The sequence below is a fragment of the Psychrobacter namhaensis genome (assembly GCF_016107545.1).
In the GTDB taxonomy this organism is placed as follows: Bacteria; Pseudomonadota; Gammaproteobacteria; order Pseudomonadales; family Moraxellaceae; genus Psychrobacter; species Psychrobacter namhaensis.
In genome coordinates this window covers 39816-53674 of sequence record NZ_JABASS010000015.1, presented here as the reverse complement: position 1 = coordinate 53674, position 13859 = coordinate 39816, and the positions used below count along the sequence as shown (strand labels likewise).

Below are 13859 nucleotides of genomic sequence, written 5' to 3'. Positions count from 1 at the left end.
AATCCATGTCAAAATTACGTAAAGGCGATACAGTTATCGTGATTGCTGGGAAAGATAAAGGCAAGCAAGGTACTGTACAAGCTGTAAAAAATGATCGTATTAAAGTTGAAGGCATTAATATTGTCACTAAACATCAGAAGCCAAATCAGGCGACTGGCGTTGAAGGTGGTATTCTTAAGCAAGAAGCTTTTCTGCATATCTCAAATGTCGCAATATTAAATGCGCAAACCCAAAAAGCTGATCGTATTACTTATCAGTTCGGCGAAGACGGCAACAAACAACGCGTCTATCGTTCGAACGGTGAAGTAGTGGCGACTGCGTAAGACACTAAGGGTGTAATGGTAATGGCAAGATTAAAATCTTTATATAACGATAAACTAAAGCAGCAAATCAAAGAAGAGCTTGGTTTGGCAAATGTGATGCAAGTGCCTAAAATCACTAAAATCACACTTAACATGGGTGTAGGCGGCGCGTCTCAAGACAAGAAATTGCTTGAAGGTGCTGTGGCTGATATGACTGCGATTGCTGGTCAAAAACCTGTTGTCACCAAAGCGCGTAAATCAGTTGCTGGTTTTAAGATTCGTGAAGAATGGCCAATTGGCTGTAAAGTAACGCTACGCGGTGAGCAAATGTACGAATTTTTGGATCGTCTCATTGCCATTGCAATTCCTCGTATTCGTGATTTCCGCGGTTTTTCACCTAAAGCCTTTGACGGACGTGGTAACTACTCTTTGGGTATCAAAGAACAAATCGTATTCCCAGAAGTAGATTTTGACAAGATTGATCGTATCCGCGGTATGGATGTGACAATCACCACGTCAGCTGGTACTGATGAAGAAGGTCGTGCGTTGCTTAAAGCATTCGGCTTCCCATTTAAATAAGGTAAAGACGTTATGGCAAAGAAGAGCATGATTAACCGCGAATTAAAGCGCGAAAAAATGGTTGCTAAATATGCTGAAAAGCGTATCAAGCTAAAAGAAACTATCAGTGATATGACTGCAAGTGACGAAGCTCGTATGGAAGCGATGTTAGAGCTACAAGCTTTACCACGTAATTCATCACCAGTACGTCTGCGTAATCGTTGTGCTATCACCGGTCGTCCTCACGGTTACTTCCGCAAGTTTGGCTTATCACGCAATATGCTGCGTGAGCGTGTCATGCAAGGCGATGTGCCTGGTGTTCGTAAAGCAAGCTGGTAAGGAGTAACTATATGAGTATGCAAGATACCGTTGGGGATATGCTAACCCGTATTCGTAACGCACAAATGGCTAACAAAGTGTCGGTTGCAATGCCGAGCTCTAAATTACGTAAATCAATTGCTGATTTACTAGTTAGCGAAGGTTATGTGGCTAGCGCTGTTGTTACTGAAGAAGAAAACAACAAAGCAACCCTTACTATTGAATTGAAATATTTCGAAGGCCGTGCTGTCATCGAAACTATCCAACGTTATAGCCGTCCTGGTCTACGCCAGTTCCGCGGTAAAGACGCTATCCCTACTGTTAAGCAAGGTATGGGTGTTGCTATCGTATCGACTAGCCAAGGTATCATGAGCGATCGTGCTGCACGCGCTGCTGGTATCGGTGGTGAAATCGTTGCATTTGTTGCCTAATTAGCATTCTTTGCTTTAGGCAATAAAACGATAAAGTCTATTTGGACCCCTTTAAGCTTTATTAAATTTATAAAAATTTATAATAAGCTTGAAGAAACCTAAACATTCGATGTTAATAAAATTGAAAGATGTTTAATGGGAACAACTATGCTAAACTAGCAGGCTTTTTAGCCTGTTAGTTTTTTCGCTAATATAAAGAAGTTAATTTTTTAAGGAATATTCCTATGTCTCGTGTGGCTAAAGCCCCAGTGACGCTGCCAAATGGCGTAAGCGTTACTTTGAACGATCGGCAGGTCGAAGTTAAAGGCAAGAACGGCAATTTGTCTTTACGCCTGCATGAATTGGTCGAGCTGAAACAGGAAGATGATGCTATCATTTTCTCACCTACAGTCGATTCAAAAGAAGCTATGATGCACACTGGCACCATGCGCGCTTTACTTAACAACTATGTTACGGGCGTGAATGAAGGCTTTGAAAGACGTCTTCAACTGATTGGTGTTGGTTATCGCGCACAAGTTACTGGTAATAAAGTAACTTTAAACGTCGGTTACTCTCATCCAGTAGAGTATACGTTGCCTGAAGGTGTGTCAGCTGAAACCCCAACGCAAACTGAAATTGTTTTGAAATCAAACAATAAACAGCAGCTTGGTCAAGCAGCGGCTAATATCCGTGGTTTCCGCCCACCTGAGCCTTATAAAGGCAAAGGTATTCGTTATAGTGACGAACATGTGATTCGCAAAGAAGCTAAGAAAAAATAAGGTGAGTTGAAATGTTTGATAAAAAAGCAGCTCGTCTGCGTCGAGCTAAGAAAACCCGCGCGCATATCCGTGTCTTAGGCGCTCATCGCTTAACGGTTAATCGCACGCCGAAACATATTTATGCCCAGATTATCTCTCCGAACGGTGGTGAAGTGATTGCTCAGGCATCTACCTTGGACGGCAGTTTGCGTTCAGGCGCGACAGGCAATACTGATGCCGCAACGTCTGTGGGTCAATTGATCGCAGAACGTGCAAAAGCAGCTGGTATTACTAAAGTTGCCTTTGACCGTAGTGGTTTTAAATATCATGGTCGAGTAAAAGCTTTAGCAGAAGCTGCTCGCGAAAATGGATTGGAGTTTTAATCATGGCTAGAAATGATAAAAATGATAAGAACGAACAGACTGACGGTCTAGTAGAACGCCTAGTTACCGTTGATCGCGTTGCAAAAGTTGTTAAAGGTGGTCGTATTTTCTCATTCACTGCGTTGACCGTAGTGGGCGATGGCAATGGTCGTGTTGGTTTTGGTCGTGGTAAAGCACGTGAAGTGCCAGCTGCTATTCAAAAAGCACTAGAAGCTGCCAAACGTAATATGATCACTGTTGATCTTAATGATGCAACTTTGTATCATCCAATCAAAGCACGTCATGGTGCTAGTAAAGTCTACATGCAACCTGCATCTGAAGGTACTGGCGTAATCGCTGGTGGCGCAATGCGTGCTGTATTAGAAGTTGCTGGTGTCAAAGATGTTTTGACTAAATGTTATGGTTCTACCAATACTGCTAACGTTGTTCGTGCAACGTTTAACGGTTTACGTGATATGTCAACTCCAGAGAAGATGGCAGCTAAACGTGGTAAATCTGTAGACGAAATCTTGGGTTAACTTAGACTAGGTGAGTTACGATGAAAAAAATGAAAGTCACTCAATTTAAATCGGGTGCCCATCGCCTAAAGAGCCACAAAGCGAGCTTGAAAGGATTGGGTTTACGCCGTATTAATCATACTGTTGTAGTAGAAGACACTCCTTCAACACGTGGTATGGTCAATCGCGTCAACTACATGGTAAAAGTGGAGGAAGCGTAATGGGACTTAGATTAAATGAATTATCACCAGGTGTTGGCGCAAAGAAAACTGCCCAACGTCGTGGTCGTGGTATCGGTTCAGGTCTTGGTAAGACTGGTGGTCGTGGTGTAAAAGGTCAGAAATCTCGTTCAGGTTCTAGCATTCGCTCAGGATTTGAAGGTGGCCAAATGCCTTTATATCGTCGTCTACCGAAATTTGGTTTTACCAGTAAAATGGCAATGAAGACTGCTGAAGTGCGTCTGTCTGAACTGAATAAAATTGAAGGCGATGTGGTTAGCGTTGAAACACTGAAAGCGGCTAACCTTATCCGTCATGATATGAAGCGTGCCCGTGTTATGTTGTCAGGCGAAGTCACTAAAGCTTATACTTTTAAAGGTATCAAAGTGACTAAAGGCGCCAAGCAAGCAATCGAAGCTGCTGGTGGTAGCATCGAGGAGTAGTAACGTGTCAAAACAATCAATGTCATCGGCTGGTATACCGCTTAATCCATTTGCATTCATACGTAAGTATGATGAACTATGGAAGCGTTTATTATTCTTAATCGGCGCATTGATTGTTTATCGTTTAGGGTCACACATTCCTGTACCAGGTATTAACCCAGTTAATCTGGCTGATCTGTTTTCGCGCAACGAAAATACCATCCTGAGCATGTTTAATATGTTCTCAGGGGGTGCACTAGAGCGTATGTCCATCATGGCGCTTGGCATTATGCCTTATATCTCAGCGTCCATTATTGTACAGATGATGTCTGCGGTATTGCCATCGCTTGAAGCCCTCAAAAAAGAAGGTGAAGCGGGACGACGCAAGCTAAATAAGTACACCCGTCAAGGGACACTTGCTTTAGCATTGGTACAGTCATTAGGAATGTGTGCGGGTTTAATCAGCCAAAATCTTACCTTATCTACTGGTCTTACCTTTTACATACCAGCGGTTACTTCTTTAGTAGCAGGCGCAATGTTCTTAATGTGGCTTGGTGAGCAGATTACAGAACGTGGTGTGGGTAATGGTATTTCAATGCTTATTTTTGCAAGTATTGTGGCCGGTACGCCAGGTATGATTTCGCAGTCTATTGAACAGGTCAATCAAGGGCAGATGAACTTGATTGTACTATTTATTTTTGTGCTACTAGGCATCGCGGTTACCGCAGGTATCGTTTATATTGAACGTGCTCAGCGCCGTGTTCCTGTAAACTATGCGCAAAAACAACAACAGGGACGCAAAATCTACGCTCAGCAGCAGTCACATTTGCCGTTGAAGCTGAACATGGCAGGGGTTATCCCAGCTATTTTTGCCAGCTCTTTATTGTTGTTTCCTGCAAGTTTGGGGCAGTGGGTGGGTCAATCTACCGATCCTAGCTTCACACAAAAAATATTGCAAAATATGGCACTCGTATTGTCTCCTGGACAGCCGCTGTATCTAGTACTGTTTGGTGCAATGATTATTTTCTTCTGTTACTTCTATACGGCATTGGTATTTAGTCCACGTGAAGTAGCTGAAAACCTTAAACGTAGTGGTGCGTATATCCCCGGTATTCGCCCAGGACAACAAACTCAGCGTTACCTCGATCATGTATTAAACCGACTGACCTTTATTGGCGCGATGTATATGACGGTTATTTGTTTAATGCCAATGGTCGTCCAGTCATCGTTTGGTGTACCGTTCCAACTTGGTGGTACGTCTTTACTGATTATGGTGGTTGTGGTAATGGATTTCATCTCGCAGATACAAGCGCATTTGATGACCCATCAATATCATGATCAGACGTTAATTCAATCGCCCACTCAACCTTAAATGAGCGGTACGATATTTCAAGGAGCATGCTATGAAAGTTCAAGCATCAGTTAAGAAGATTTGCGGTAGCTGTAAAGTTGTGCGCCGTAAAGGCCGTGTACATATTATCTGTACAGCAGAACCGCGCCACAAGCAACGTCAAGGTTAATATTTGGTACCATAAGTTTTTTAACTTTTGTTACTAAATAAATTAATACTTGAAAAATAACGGCGGATGGGATATCATCCGCCACTTGCCGTGTTTATGCAGAATGTTTTATAATACTGTCAGTCGATAGGCTTGTAATTGAGTCAAAAAGCGACAGTAATCATAAAAACTCTAGTATTAACAGCAACAAATCTGAAGAATAATGCCTTATTGATAAATAACGCTTATTTTTCTTTAATGGAGAGAAATCAATGGCTCGTATTGCCGGCGTAAACATTCCGGATAATAAGCATGCTGTTATTTCACTAACTTACATCTTTGGTGTAGGTCGTACCACTGCTCAGAAAATCTTAGAAGCAGTTGGCATTGCCCCTACTACTAAAGTTAGTCAGTTAGATGATACACAGTTAGATGCTATCCGTGCACAAGTTGCAAATTACATGACTGAGGGTGACCTTCGTCGTGAAGTTTCAATGAATATCAAGCGTTTAGTTGATCTTGGTTGTTACCGTGGCATCCGCCATCGTCGTAACCTACCGGTTAGAGGTCAGAACACCAAGAACAACGCTCGTACTCGCAAGGGTCCGACACGCCCTCTCAAAAGATAATTAACTTAGGAAGCTAAAAGATGGCTAAAGACACTCGTAGTCGCAAAAAAGTGACTCGTCGTTCAGTATCGGAGGGCGTTGCCCATATCCATGCGTCTTTTAATAACACCATTGTTACGATTACCGATCGTCAAGGTAATGCACTGGCTTGGGCCACTTCAGGTGGACAAGGCTTCCGTGGTTCACGTAAATCTACACCATTTGCAGCTCAGGTTGCAGCTGAAGTCGCTGGTAAAGCGGCTCAAGAATACGGTGTTAAGAATATCGACGTTTTGGTCAAAGGACCAGGACCGGGTCGTGAGTCTGCGGTAAGAGCACTAGGTGCATTGGGTTATAAAGTTAATAGCATCTCTGATGTTACCCCAATCCCACACAATGGTTGCCGTGCGCCGAAAAAGCGCCGCGTCTAATATTAAAGACGAAGCTTTTTATCCCAAAAGCTTATAGGAGACATAACAATGGCCCGCTATATTGGACCAAAACTCAAATTATCACGTCGTGAAGGTACAGACTTAGGCCTTAAGTCTGGCGTAAAACCATATGACGTAAAAACAAAAAAAGCTGGTCGTCCACCAGGTCAACATGGCGTTAGCCGTAACAAGACCTCTGAATATGCTTTACAGCTGCGCGAAAAGCAGAAAGTTAAGCGTATTTATGGTGTACTAGAGCGTCAGTTTGCTAATTACTATAAAGAAGCTGCTCGTAAGCGTGGTGCTACTGGTGAAAACCTACTAGCAATGCTTGAGAGCCGTCTAGATAACGTGGTATACCGCATGGGCTTCGGCTCAACTCGCGCTGAAGCACGTCAGCTAGTCAGTCATCGCACTGTTATGGTAAAAAAAGCTGGTCGTGATGAGTTTGTTCGTGTGAACATTCCATCAATTCAGCTTCAAGATGGTGATGTCATCGCTATCCAAGAGAAGTCTCGCGAACAACTACGTATTAAGAACGCTATTGAACTAGCAACACAACGTGGTATTCCAGAATGGCTAGATGTTGACCACAGCAAACTACAAGGCACGTTTAAACAAGCGCCTGATCGCATTGATCTACCTGCTGAAATCAACGAAAGCTTGATCGTTGAGCTATACTCTAAATAAGTAACGTACTGCTCGATGTTATGAAAATAGCATTGAGCGATTAACGTTAATTAAACCAGTTTAATAAATCGAGGTGACATCATGATGCTAAATGCAACTGAGTTTCTAACGCCGAATGCCATTAACGTGGACACGGTTAATGAAACGATTGCGAAAGTCACGCTCGAACCGTTAGAACGCGGCTTTGGGCATACCCTAGGTAATGCCTTACGTCGCATCTTGTTATCTTCATTACCTGGTGCTGCAGTCATTGAAGCTGAGATTGATGGTGTTGACCATGAATACTCAACGCTTGAAGGACTACAAGAAGATGTACTTGACTTGCTTTTGAACTTAAAAGGCTTGGCAATTACGCTTCATGACCAAAATGAAGTATTTTTGACCTTGGATAAACAAGGTCCAGGCACTATTACTGCTGCAGACATCTCGCTACCACACAATGTAGACATCATCAATCCAGAATTGGTATTGGGTACATTGAGTGATCGTGGTCATCTTAAGATGCGTTTGCGTGTAGTAATGGGTCGTGGATATGAGCCAGCAAACCAGCGCCGTGAAGATGGTGATACCAAAGCTATTGGACGTTTAAAGCTTGATGCAAGTTTTAGTCCTGTGCTTCGTGTTGCTTATCAGGTTGAGAACGCTCGCGTTGAGCAGCGTACTGATCTTGATCGTCTTATCGTTGAGCTTGAAACTAATGGCACTATAGATCCAGAAGAAGCAATTCGTAAAGCAGCCACTATTTTACAACAACAGATTTCTATCTTTGTTGACCTAGAAGCTGAAGAAGCGCCTGAGCCTGTGAAAGAAAAAGAAGAGGTTGATCCGGTGCTATTACGCCCTGTGGACGATCTTGAACTAACGGTTCGCTCAGCCAACTGCTTGAAAGCTGAAAACATTTACTATATCGGTGATTTGGTACAACGTTCAGAGACTGAACTATTAAAAACCCCAAATCTTGGTAAGAAATCATTAACGGAAATCAAAGACGTATTAGCGTCTAAAGATTTAGAGCTCGGTATGCGCCTAGATAACTGGCCACCAGCTGATTTACGTGTTGATGATCGCTTTTCTTATCGTAGCCGTTAAACTTTAAGGATTTTTGACTATGCGCCATCGTAAGAGTGGAGTCAAGCTGGGTCGTACCGGCAGTCATCGTAAGGCAATGTTTCAGAACATGACCAACTCATTATTTGAGCATGAACTGATCAAAACAACTTTACCAAAAGCAAAAGAGTTACGCCGCGTTGCCGAGCCATTAATCACTATGGCTAAAGAAGACAGCGTTGCTAACCGTCGTTTAGCATTCAGCCGTATGCGTAGCAAAGCTATGGTAGGCAAATTATTTGGCACGTTGGGTCCTCGTTACCAAACACGTCCAGGTGGATATTTGCGTATCGTAAAATGCGGTTACCGTGATGGTGACAATGCGCCAATGGCTTATGTAGAATTGGTTGATCGCGACTAATTTTATACTGACCTATAAGTATATAAAAAAAGCTCCAATAAATTGGAGCTTTTTTTTGTGCGTCACATTTGTCATTATTCTTCGTTAACTATAGTAGCAAGGAAGCAACGTCAGCAGCACCTTGTCTGATAATCTCAGGTTGGCCGCTAGTCATATCGACAATGGTGGTGAGCTTAGTGGTCTTGATACCCGCGTTAATGAGACCATCTATCTGATTGCCCAACAGCTCTTCAATCTCAAATGGATCATCGAGTATATTGTCTCTATTAGGTAGTATGAGGGAGCTGGTCAAGATTGGTTCATCCATTGCCTCTAAAAGAGCCTGAGCAATAGGGTTACTCGGTACGCGAATACCTATGGTTTTTTTCTTGGCATGTGCCAGTTTTTTTGGCACATCTTTTGTGGCATTTAGAATAAATGTAATAGGTGCTGGGGTATGCGCTTTTAGTTGTTTAAACTGTACATTGTCTACGGTGGCGTAATTAGCAATTTCACTTAAGTCACGACACAGTAAGGTAAATTGATGCTTGTCATCGAGTTCACGAATTTGCTTAAGCTTCTCTAGTGCCTCTTTTGCCCCTAGGCGGCAACCAAACGCGTAACTGGTATCAGTGGGATAGATGATTAATTGGTCCTTGCGTAACAGATCAGCGGCTTGTTCAATAAGACGCGGCTGTGGATTGTCTGGATGAATATAGAGTACTTGCATAATAGATCCTTATTTATAATTATTTGGTTTTTGTCATTAGGAAAGGTTGTTTTTATTCACACTACGACTCAACTCTATACAGAGTTGTTCAAATACCTGTCTTGTTTACTGTACAGATATTTTATAAGTAGGGTGGGTGATATTATACGAGCCTTAGAGATCACGCATCGTTTTGTACTGCGTTATACATTAGACCCAGTATAGCGCACAGCAAATATAAGTTTAGTGGCAAGACGTTACTATCCGTAGAAAATCGTTAACGAAAGATCATAGAGAGTAGCAAGGCTAAGCCCATGTACTGTCGTTAGCGTCGCCAGTAGCACAGACCGCAAGAAGAGCATGTAATAAGACTTTAGCATCACGGGGTAGGGTATGAGGCTTTGCGACGTATTCCTCAACCTGTCGATAAACATCATTTTCGAAGGTACTACTGCTGGTATCAAATGTTGCAAACAAATTGTCTTGTGAGACTTGAAAAGAGCGTCCGCAAGCTAGAGTGAATAGACACTCAAGCGCCTGTGGTTTGATCTCTACACGCTCAAACGCTTGCTGCTGAGCGGCTGATCGTCCATCTGGTGCGTACCAATAGCCAAAGTCAGGCAAGCGTCTACGAGCGTCCCCTGCTATGCACCAATGACTTAATTCGTGCAGCGCACTAGCAAAGAACCCATGGGCAAACGCTATTCTGGCGGGCTTATTGTTTTGTGCAGGGAAGTACTCGGGTTCGCCCTCACTACGGACCAAGACGACTTTTTGCGCGGCAAATAGGGTATTGAATAATTGGATAAGCCAGTCTGTCGCTGCGTGTTCCCTATCATCAGATGCCTGTATAGTGCTATCAGCTGCTTTGCTAGTAAGCAGGCTGCACCATTCATCTTGCCACTTCTTTAAACACTCATTTAAATACTCATCTCTTCGCACGCTTACTGACTCAGGAGAAAGTAGGTTGTTATTACTGGTCAGATTGGTAAGACGTTGTAGCAGTTCTTTGGTTTTGACAAAAGGAAGTAGATTAGAAAAATCAACTTTATTTTTAACTGGATCCATAGATAACACACTGATCAAATAGAGGATAAAAAGTAAGGGAAGATCGGTAGAGGAAAAAGAATGCCAAAAAATATTAACATACTAGCGCTGGCACAGCACGGTGCTTTCCGTTAGTATGGCAGGCAATATTATACACCGTTTTGACGAATGAGGTCGCGCATGTCAAGCACTCCAGAAAGTAAACCGTCAGCATTGAACCCTGACAATAAAAAAGCGCCTGTAACGAATAGCATGCCTGAGCACATCTCTTTAGATAAATGGGCAGATACGGGTTATGAGTGGGCAGGAGAAGTAGAGCCGAGCTCTTTTCAACGTCTCGCTACTGTTTTGTCCACCGACCATGAACAGGCAAAAACGCAGCTCGATGCTAACCTATATCGCCGTAATAATGTCTTACATCTGGCTTTTACACTGACGGGTAACGTCTGGCTAACTTGTCAACGTTGTCTGCAACCAGTGGCTATTAATCTGTCTGATGATTATGACATTGCCTTGCTAGAAAACGAGAGCCAAGTGCGCTTAGTGAATGAAGAGCAAGACTATCTGCTACTTGATGAAATCATTACGGAGCAATCACCAGAGCGTTTACTACCCTTTAAAAAGCTGGTTGAAGATGAAATCTTGCTCAAGATCCCAATGGCGCCAAAGCATGATGACTGCGAAATGACGGTAGAGCAATTTGGTGAGATACCAGAAGAAGAGGAAAGTGAAAACCCATTTGCGGCTTTAGCCTCCTTAAAAGGCAAGCTCTAACCGTATAAATGCTCTACTCTTTAGATTTATAATGCCTTTTATCTGCTTTGTACAGAAGAGTGAAAGGCAGGGCTTTATTAATCCATTAAACATGCGTATAATGTCCGGTTTATTGCATTCTAGCAACAAGTTACTTGCTGATAGACGCTGACTGGGCAAAATTTCTGTGGATTTTAGACGCAGTCAGTATTATATGTAGGTGACAATCTATTTAACTAATGATGCTTAAGACTTAGGTTGTGGTGATTATATAGCCTCTGTCAGTATCGACTAAAGCTGAATTTTAAGCTTATCCCTTTTAAGTATAGGAGCTATATCATGGCTGTTCAAAAAAGTCGTAAAAGCCGTTCTCGTCGTGACATGCGCCGTTCACACCATCGTATGGAAGTGGCTGAGCTAAGCGTAGATGCGACCACTGGTGAAAAACATCGTCGTCATCACATGACTAAAGATGGTTTCTACCGTGGCCGTCAGTTATTCAAGGTCAGTCAAGACGCTTAAGTCATTGACTATTCAATAGCTAATACATAAGTAATGATAGTACTGGTGATTGTCATTACTTGTGTGCAGCCGTTATTAGACAATATGTTTTAAGCTAAAAAAAGCCAAGTTATTTCGCTATCATATATTATGTGGCTGGATAACTTGGCTTTTTGCTATATATTTTTTATCAACCGTGTTTTCACACCCTTTTATCTGTAGCTTTTAGTAGACATGAAGATGAACTAACACAATTGATCACTTTGTTCCGAGTAGGGGGCTTTGCTTGGTGTGTTTGGTTGTCATTCGCTATGATAATAGTGTGCGTCAGTGTATAGTTTACCGATGGTTTGTTTTCTTAGACAAATAATGAAAGGATCGGCTGATATCGTATCTAATAACGGTATATAGTACCTAATAACATCATTACCCCCATTATTTTTAGGGATATTTCCAATTAAATAAGGAATGTTGGTTATGGCCTCTGCACCCGATATGGTAAAAAAGCAGCCCACGCGTATTGCGGTAATTTTTCCGGGACAAGGATCACAAGTGGTCGGGATGACTAGTGAGCTTGCTGAAACTTATCCAGAGATTCGTGATACTTTCACCGAGGCGAGTGACGCACTTGGTGAGGATTTATGGGCAATCTGTCAGGATGAAGAAAAGCTCAATCAAACCCAGTACACTCAGCCTGCACTACTGACGGCTAGCATAGCAATTTGGCGTATTTTAAAACAAAAAATAGACACACCCCCTTGCTACTTGGCTGGTCATTCTCTAGGTGAGTACAGTGCGCTTTGTGCAGCGGGCGTATTATCGCTTGGTGATGCGGTAACCTTGGTACATAAGCGTGGTCAGTTGATGCAAGAGGCTGTCGTTGGTGTCGATACAGCGATGGCAGCAGTATTGGGGCTTGAGGACAATCGGGTCGAAAATCTGTGTGAGCAAGCGACTGAACATGTGGCCGATGCGGTGGTTGATGCCGCCAACTTTAATAGCCCAGGCCAAGTGGTCATATCGGGCAATGCTGCTGGCGTTAGTGCGGTGATTGATAAAGTGCAAAATACGGGCAAAAAAGCGATCTCTCTAAAGGTAAGTGTGCCGTCACATTGTGCGCTTATGGAGCCCGCAAGTAGTGCGCTCGCTGAGATATTGGCCGCAATCAAATTTGATCAAGCGACGATTCCTGTTATTCAAAATCGTCATGCGCGCGTTGAGAGTAGTGCTGTAGGTATCAAACAAGCATTAACAGAGCAGTTAAGCCAACCTGTCTTATGGTCAAAGACAATGCAAGAGCTGGCTGACAAACAAATTAATGTTTTAATTGAATGTGGCAGTGGTAATGTATTGAGTAATTTGGCTAAGCGTCAAGCGCAACCAATTACCAGTTATCCTACGGATAAACCTGCCCGTCTCGATAAGTTAATGGAGGTATTATCATGAGTCGTACGATTACATTAGTGACTGGCGCTAGCCGTGGTATTGGAAAAGCTGTCGCCAAACGCTTTGCCAAAGAAGGACATTTTGTTATTGGGACTGCGACCACTGAAAAAGGCGCTGCACTCATCGAAGACTATCTCCATGATAGTGGGGGCATTGGTCGCGTCTTAGATGTCCGTGATACGGCACAAATTGATAAGCTGTTTGAAGAGATTGAAAGCGTTTATGGAGCGGTACAAGTGCTCATTAATAACGCTGGTATCACGCAAGACGGATTATTGATGCGCATGAAGGATGAAGACTGGGAAAATGTCATTGATACTAATTTGACGTCAGTTTATCGTATGAGTAAACGCGCGGTCCGCGGTATGATGAAAGCGCGTCGCGGTCGTATCATCAATATCACCTCTGTTGTCGCTCAAATGGGCAATGCCGGTCAATCTAACTATGCCGCGACCAAAGCAGGAGTGGAAGGTTTTAGTCGTACCCTAGCGCGTGAAATTGGCTCACGCCAAGTGACCATCAACTGCGTCGCACCAGGTTTGATCGAGACCGATATGACGGATGAGCTGGACGAGCGCCTACTAAACTCCATGTTAGATGCCGTGCCAATCAGTCGTCTTGGCCAGCCAGAAGACATTGCAGCCGCCGTCCATTTCTTAGCCAGCGATGAGGCAAGCTATATCACAGGCGCTGTCATTCCTGTCAACGGTGGCATGTATATGTAACGCACGAGCCTGCGTTACACAGTGATAATAAAAAACTCTGTGAACGAGTGTAAACTATATTAAAGGGTGCTATAATGACGAATACTTTTATGTCAAAGCCCTGTATGATAGCAAGGCTTTATCAGACATTGGTCAAA

General features: G+C 43.0%; 22 protein-coding genes. 20 read left to right on the top strand and 2 right to left on the bottom strand.

Features of this window, described 5'->3' with window-relative positions; all coding sequences use genetic code 11:
- Positions 1–5: 5 nt before the first annotated feature.
- The 16 genes from rplX (at position 6) to rplQ (ending at position 8562) form a co-directional block, all read left to right on the top strand.
- Positions 6–323: a 50S ribosomal protein L24 gene (gene rplX, locus JFC06_RS10635; protein ID WP_010196703.1), complete on the top strand. Its 318-nt coding sequence runs from the start codon at positions 6–8 to the stop codon at positions 321–323.
- 21 nt (positions 324–344) lie between these two features.
- Positions 345–881 carry a 50S ribosomal protein L5 gene (rplE, locus tag JFC06_RS10630; RefSeq protein WP_198335027.1) on the top strand — a complete coding sequence of 179 codons (537 nt, stop codon included), beginning with the start codon at positions 345–347 and terminating at the stop codon, positions 879–881.
- A 12-nt stretch (positions 882–893) separates the two neighbouring features.
- Entirely contained in the window at positions 894–1199 is a 306-nt protein-coding gene (rpsN, locus tag JFC06_RS10625; protein WP_193006033.1) for a 30S ribosomal protein S14, read from the top strand.
- Between the two features lie 11 nt (positions 1200–1210).
- Positions 1211–1609, top strand: coding sequence for a 30S ribosomal protein S8 (rpsH, locus tag JFC06_RS10620; RefSeq protein ID WP_193006032.1), 399 nt, complete (start codon positions 1211–1213; stop codon positions 1607–1609).
- Between the two features lie 224 nt (positions 1610–1833).
- Positions 1834–2367, top strand: coding sequence for a 50S ribosomal protein L6 (rplF, locus tag JFC06_RS10615; protein WP_198335026.1), 534 nt, complete (start codon positions 1834–1836; stop codon positions 2365–2367).
- Between the two features lie 11 nt (positions 2368–2378).
- Positions 2379–2729 carry a 50S ribosomal protein L18 gene (gene rplR / locus JFC06_RS10610; protein WP_087040761.1) on the top strand — a complete coding sequence of 117 codons (351 nt, stop codon included), beginning with the start codon at positions 2379–2381 and terminating at the stop codon, positions 2727–2729.
- A gap of 2 nt (positions 2730–2731) precedes the next feature.
- On the top strand, positions 2732–3247 hold the full coding sequence (rpsE, locus tag JFC06_RS10605) for a 30S ribosomal protein S5 (protein WP_193006028.1): 516 nt from the start codon (positions 2732–2734) through the stop codon (positions 3245–3247).
- A gap of 20 nt (positions 3248–3267) precedes the next feature.
- Complete coding sequence (gene rpmD / locus JFC06_RS10600) at positions 3268–3447, top strand: 50S ribosomal protein L30 (RefSeq protein WP_057758718.1); 180 nt, start codon at positions 3268–3270, stop codon at positions 3445–3447.
- Complete coding sequence (rplO, locus tag JFC06_RS10595) at positions 3447–3887, top strand: 50S ribosomal protein L15 (RefSeq protein ID WP_193006026.1); 441 nt, start codon at positions 3447–3449, stop codon at positions 3885–3887. The genes rpmD and rplO overlap by 1 nt, the downstream gene beginning before the upstream one ends.
- A 19-nt stretch (positions 3888–3906) precedes the next feature.
- Entirely contained in the window at positions 3907–5238 is a 1332-nt protein-coding gene (gene secY, locus JFC06_RS10590) for a preprotein translocase subunit SecY (protein WP_193006079.1), read from the top strand.
- A 31-nt stretch (positions 5239–5269) separates the two neighbouring features.
- A complete protein-coding gene (gene rpmJ / locus JFC06_RS10585) occupies positions 5270–5386 on the top strand; it encodes a 50S ribosomal protein L36 (RefSeq protein ID WP_010196721.1) in 117 nt (38 codons plus the stop codon).
- Between the two features lie 251 nt (positions 5387–5637).
- A complete protein-coding gene (rpsM, locus tag JFC06_RS10580; RefSeq protein WP_021813384.1) occupies positions 5638–5994 on the top strand; it encodes a 30S ribosomal protein S13 in 357 nt (118 codons plus the stop codon).
- A gap of 20 nt (positions 5995–6014) precedes the next feature.
- Positions 6015–6404 carry a 30S ribosomal protein S11 gene (gene rpsK / locus JFC06_RS10575; RefSeq protein WP_058368279.1) on the top strand — a complete coding sequence of 130 codons (390 nt, stop codon included), beginning with the start codon at positions 6015–6017 and terminating at the stop codon, positions 6402–6404.
- A 48-nt stretch (positions 6405–6452) separates the two neighbouring features.
- Entirely contained in the window at positions 6453–7094 is a 642-nt protein-coding gene (gene rpsD, locus JFC06_RS10570) for a 30S ribosomal protein S4 (protein WP_010196731.1), read from the top strand.
- 81 nt (positions 7095–7175) lie between these two features.
- The gene (locus JFC06_RS10565; protein ID WP_193006024.1) at positions 7176–8183 is read left to right on the top strand and encodes a DNA-directed RNA polymerase subunit alpha; all 1008 of its coding nucleotides are present in this window, start codon (positions 7176–7178) and stop codon (positions 8181–8183) included.
- A gap of 19 nt (positions 8184–8202) precedes the next feature.
- A complete protein-coding gene (gene rplQ / locus JFC06_RS10560; RefSeq protein ID WP_021813387.1) occupies positions 8203–8562 on the top strand; it encodes a 50S ribosomal protein L17 in 360 nt (119 codons plus the stop codon).
- Between the two features lie 88 nt (positions 8563–8650).
- Here the strand turns inward: rplQ and JFC06_RS10555 are convergent, their stop codons facing one another.
- The gene (locus JFC06_RS10555) at positions 8651–9271 is read right to left on the bottom strand and encodes an L-threonylcarbamoyladenylate synthase (protein ID WP_198335025.1); all 621 of its coding nucleotides are present in this window, start codon (positions 9269–9271) and stop codon (positions 8651–8653) included.
- A 285-nt stretch (positions 9272–9556) separates the two neighbouring features.
- Complete coding sequence (locus JFC06_RS10550; protein ID WP_198335024.1) at positions 9557–10318, bottom strand: elongation factor P hydroxylase; 762 nt, start codon at positions 10316–10318, stop codon at positions 9557–9559.
- 159 nt (positions 10319–10477) lie between these two features.
- Here JFC06_RS10550 and JFC06_RS10545 point away from each other — a divergent pair, with 159 nt between their 5' ends.
- The 4 genes from JFC06_RS10545 to fabG all read left to right on the top strand — a co-directional run bounded on the left by JFC06_RS10545 (position 10478) and on the right by fabG (position 13722).
- Entirely contained in the window at positions 10478–11071 is a 594-nt protein-coding gene (locus JFC06_RS10545; protein WP_198335023.1) for a YceD family protein, read from the top strand.
- 318 nt (positions 11072–11389) lie between these two features.
- On the top strand, positions 11390–11572 hold the full coding sequence (rpmF, locus tag JFC06_RS10540; RefSeq protein ID WP_010196743.1) for a 50S ribosomal protein L32: 183 nt from the start codon (positions 11390–11392) through the stop codon (positions 11570–11572).
- Between the two features lie 456 nt (positions 11573–12028).
- On the top strand, positions 12029–12997 hold the full coding sequence (fabD, locus tag JFC06_RS10535) for an ACP S-malonyltransferase (protein ID WP_193006017.1): 969 nt from the start codon (positions 12029–12031) through the stop codon (positions 12995–12997).
- Entirely contained in the window at positions 12988–13722 is a 735-nt protein-coding gene (fabG, locus tag JFC06_RS10530) for a 3-oxoacyl-ACP reductase FabG (RefSeq protein ID WP_230709260.1), read from the top strand. Before fabD ends, fabG begins: the two co-directional genes overlap by 10 nt.
- Positions 13723–13859 lie beyond the last annotated feature (137 nt).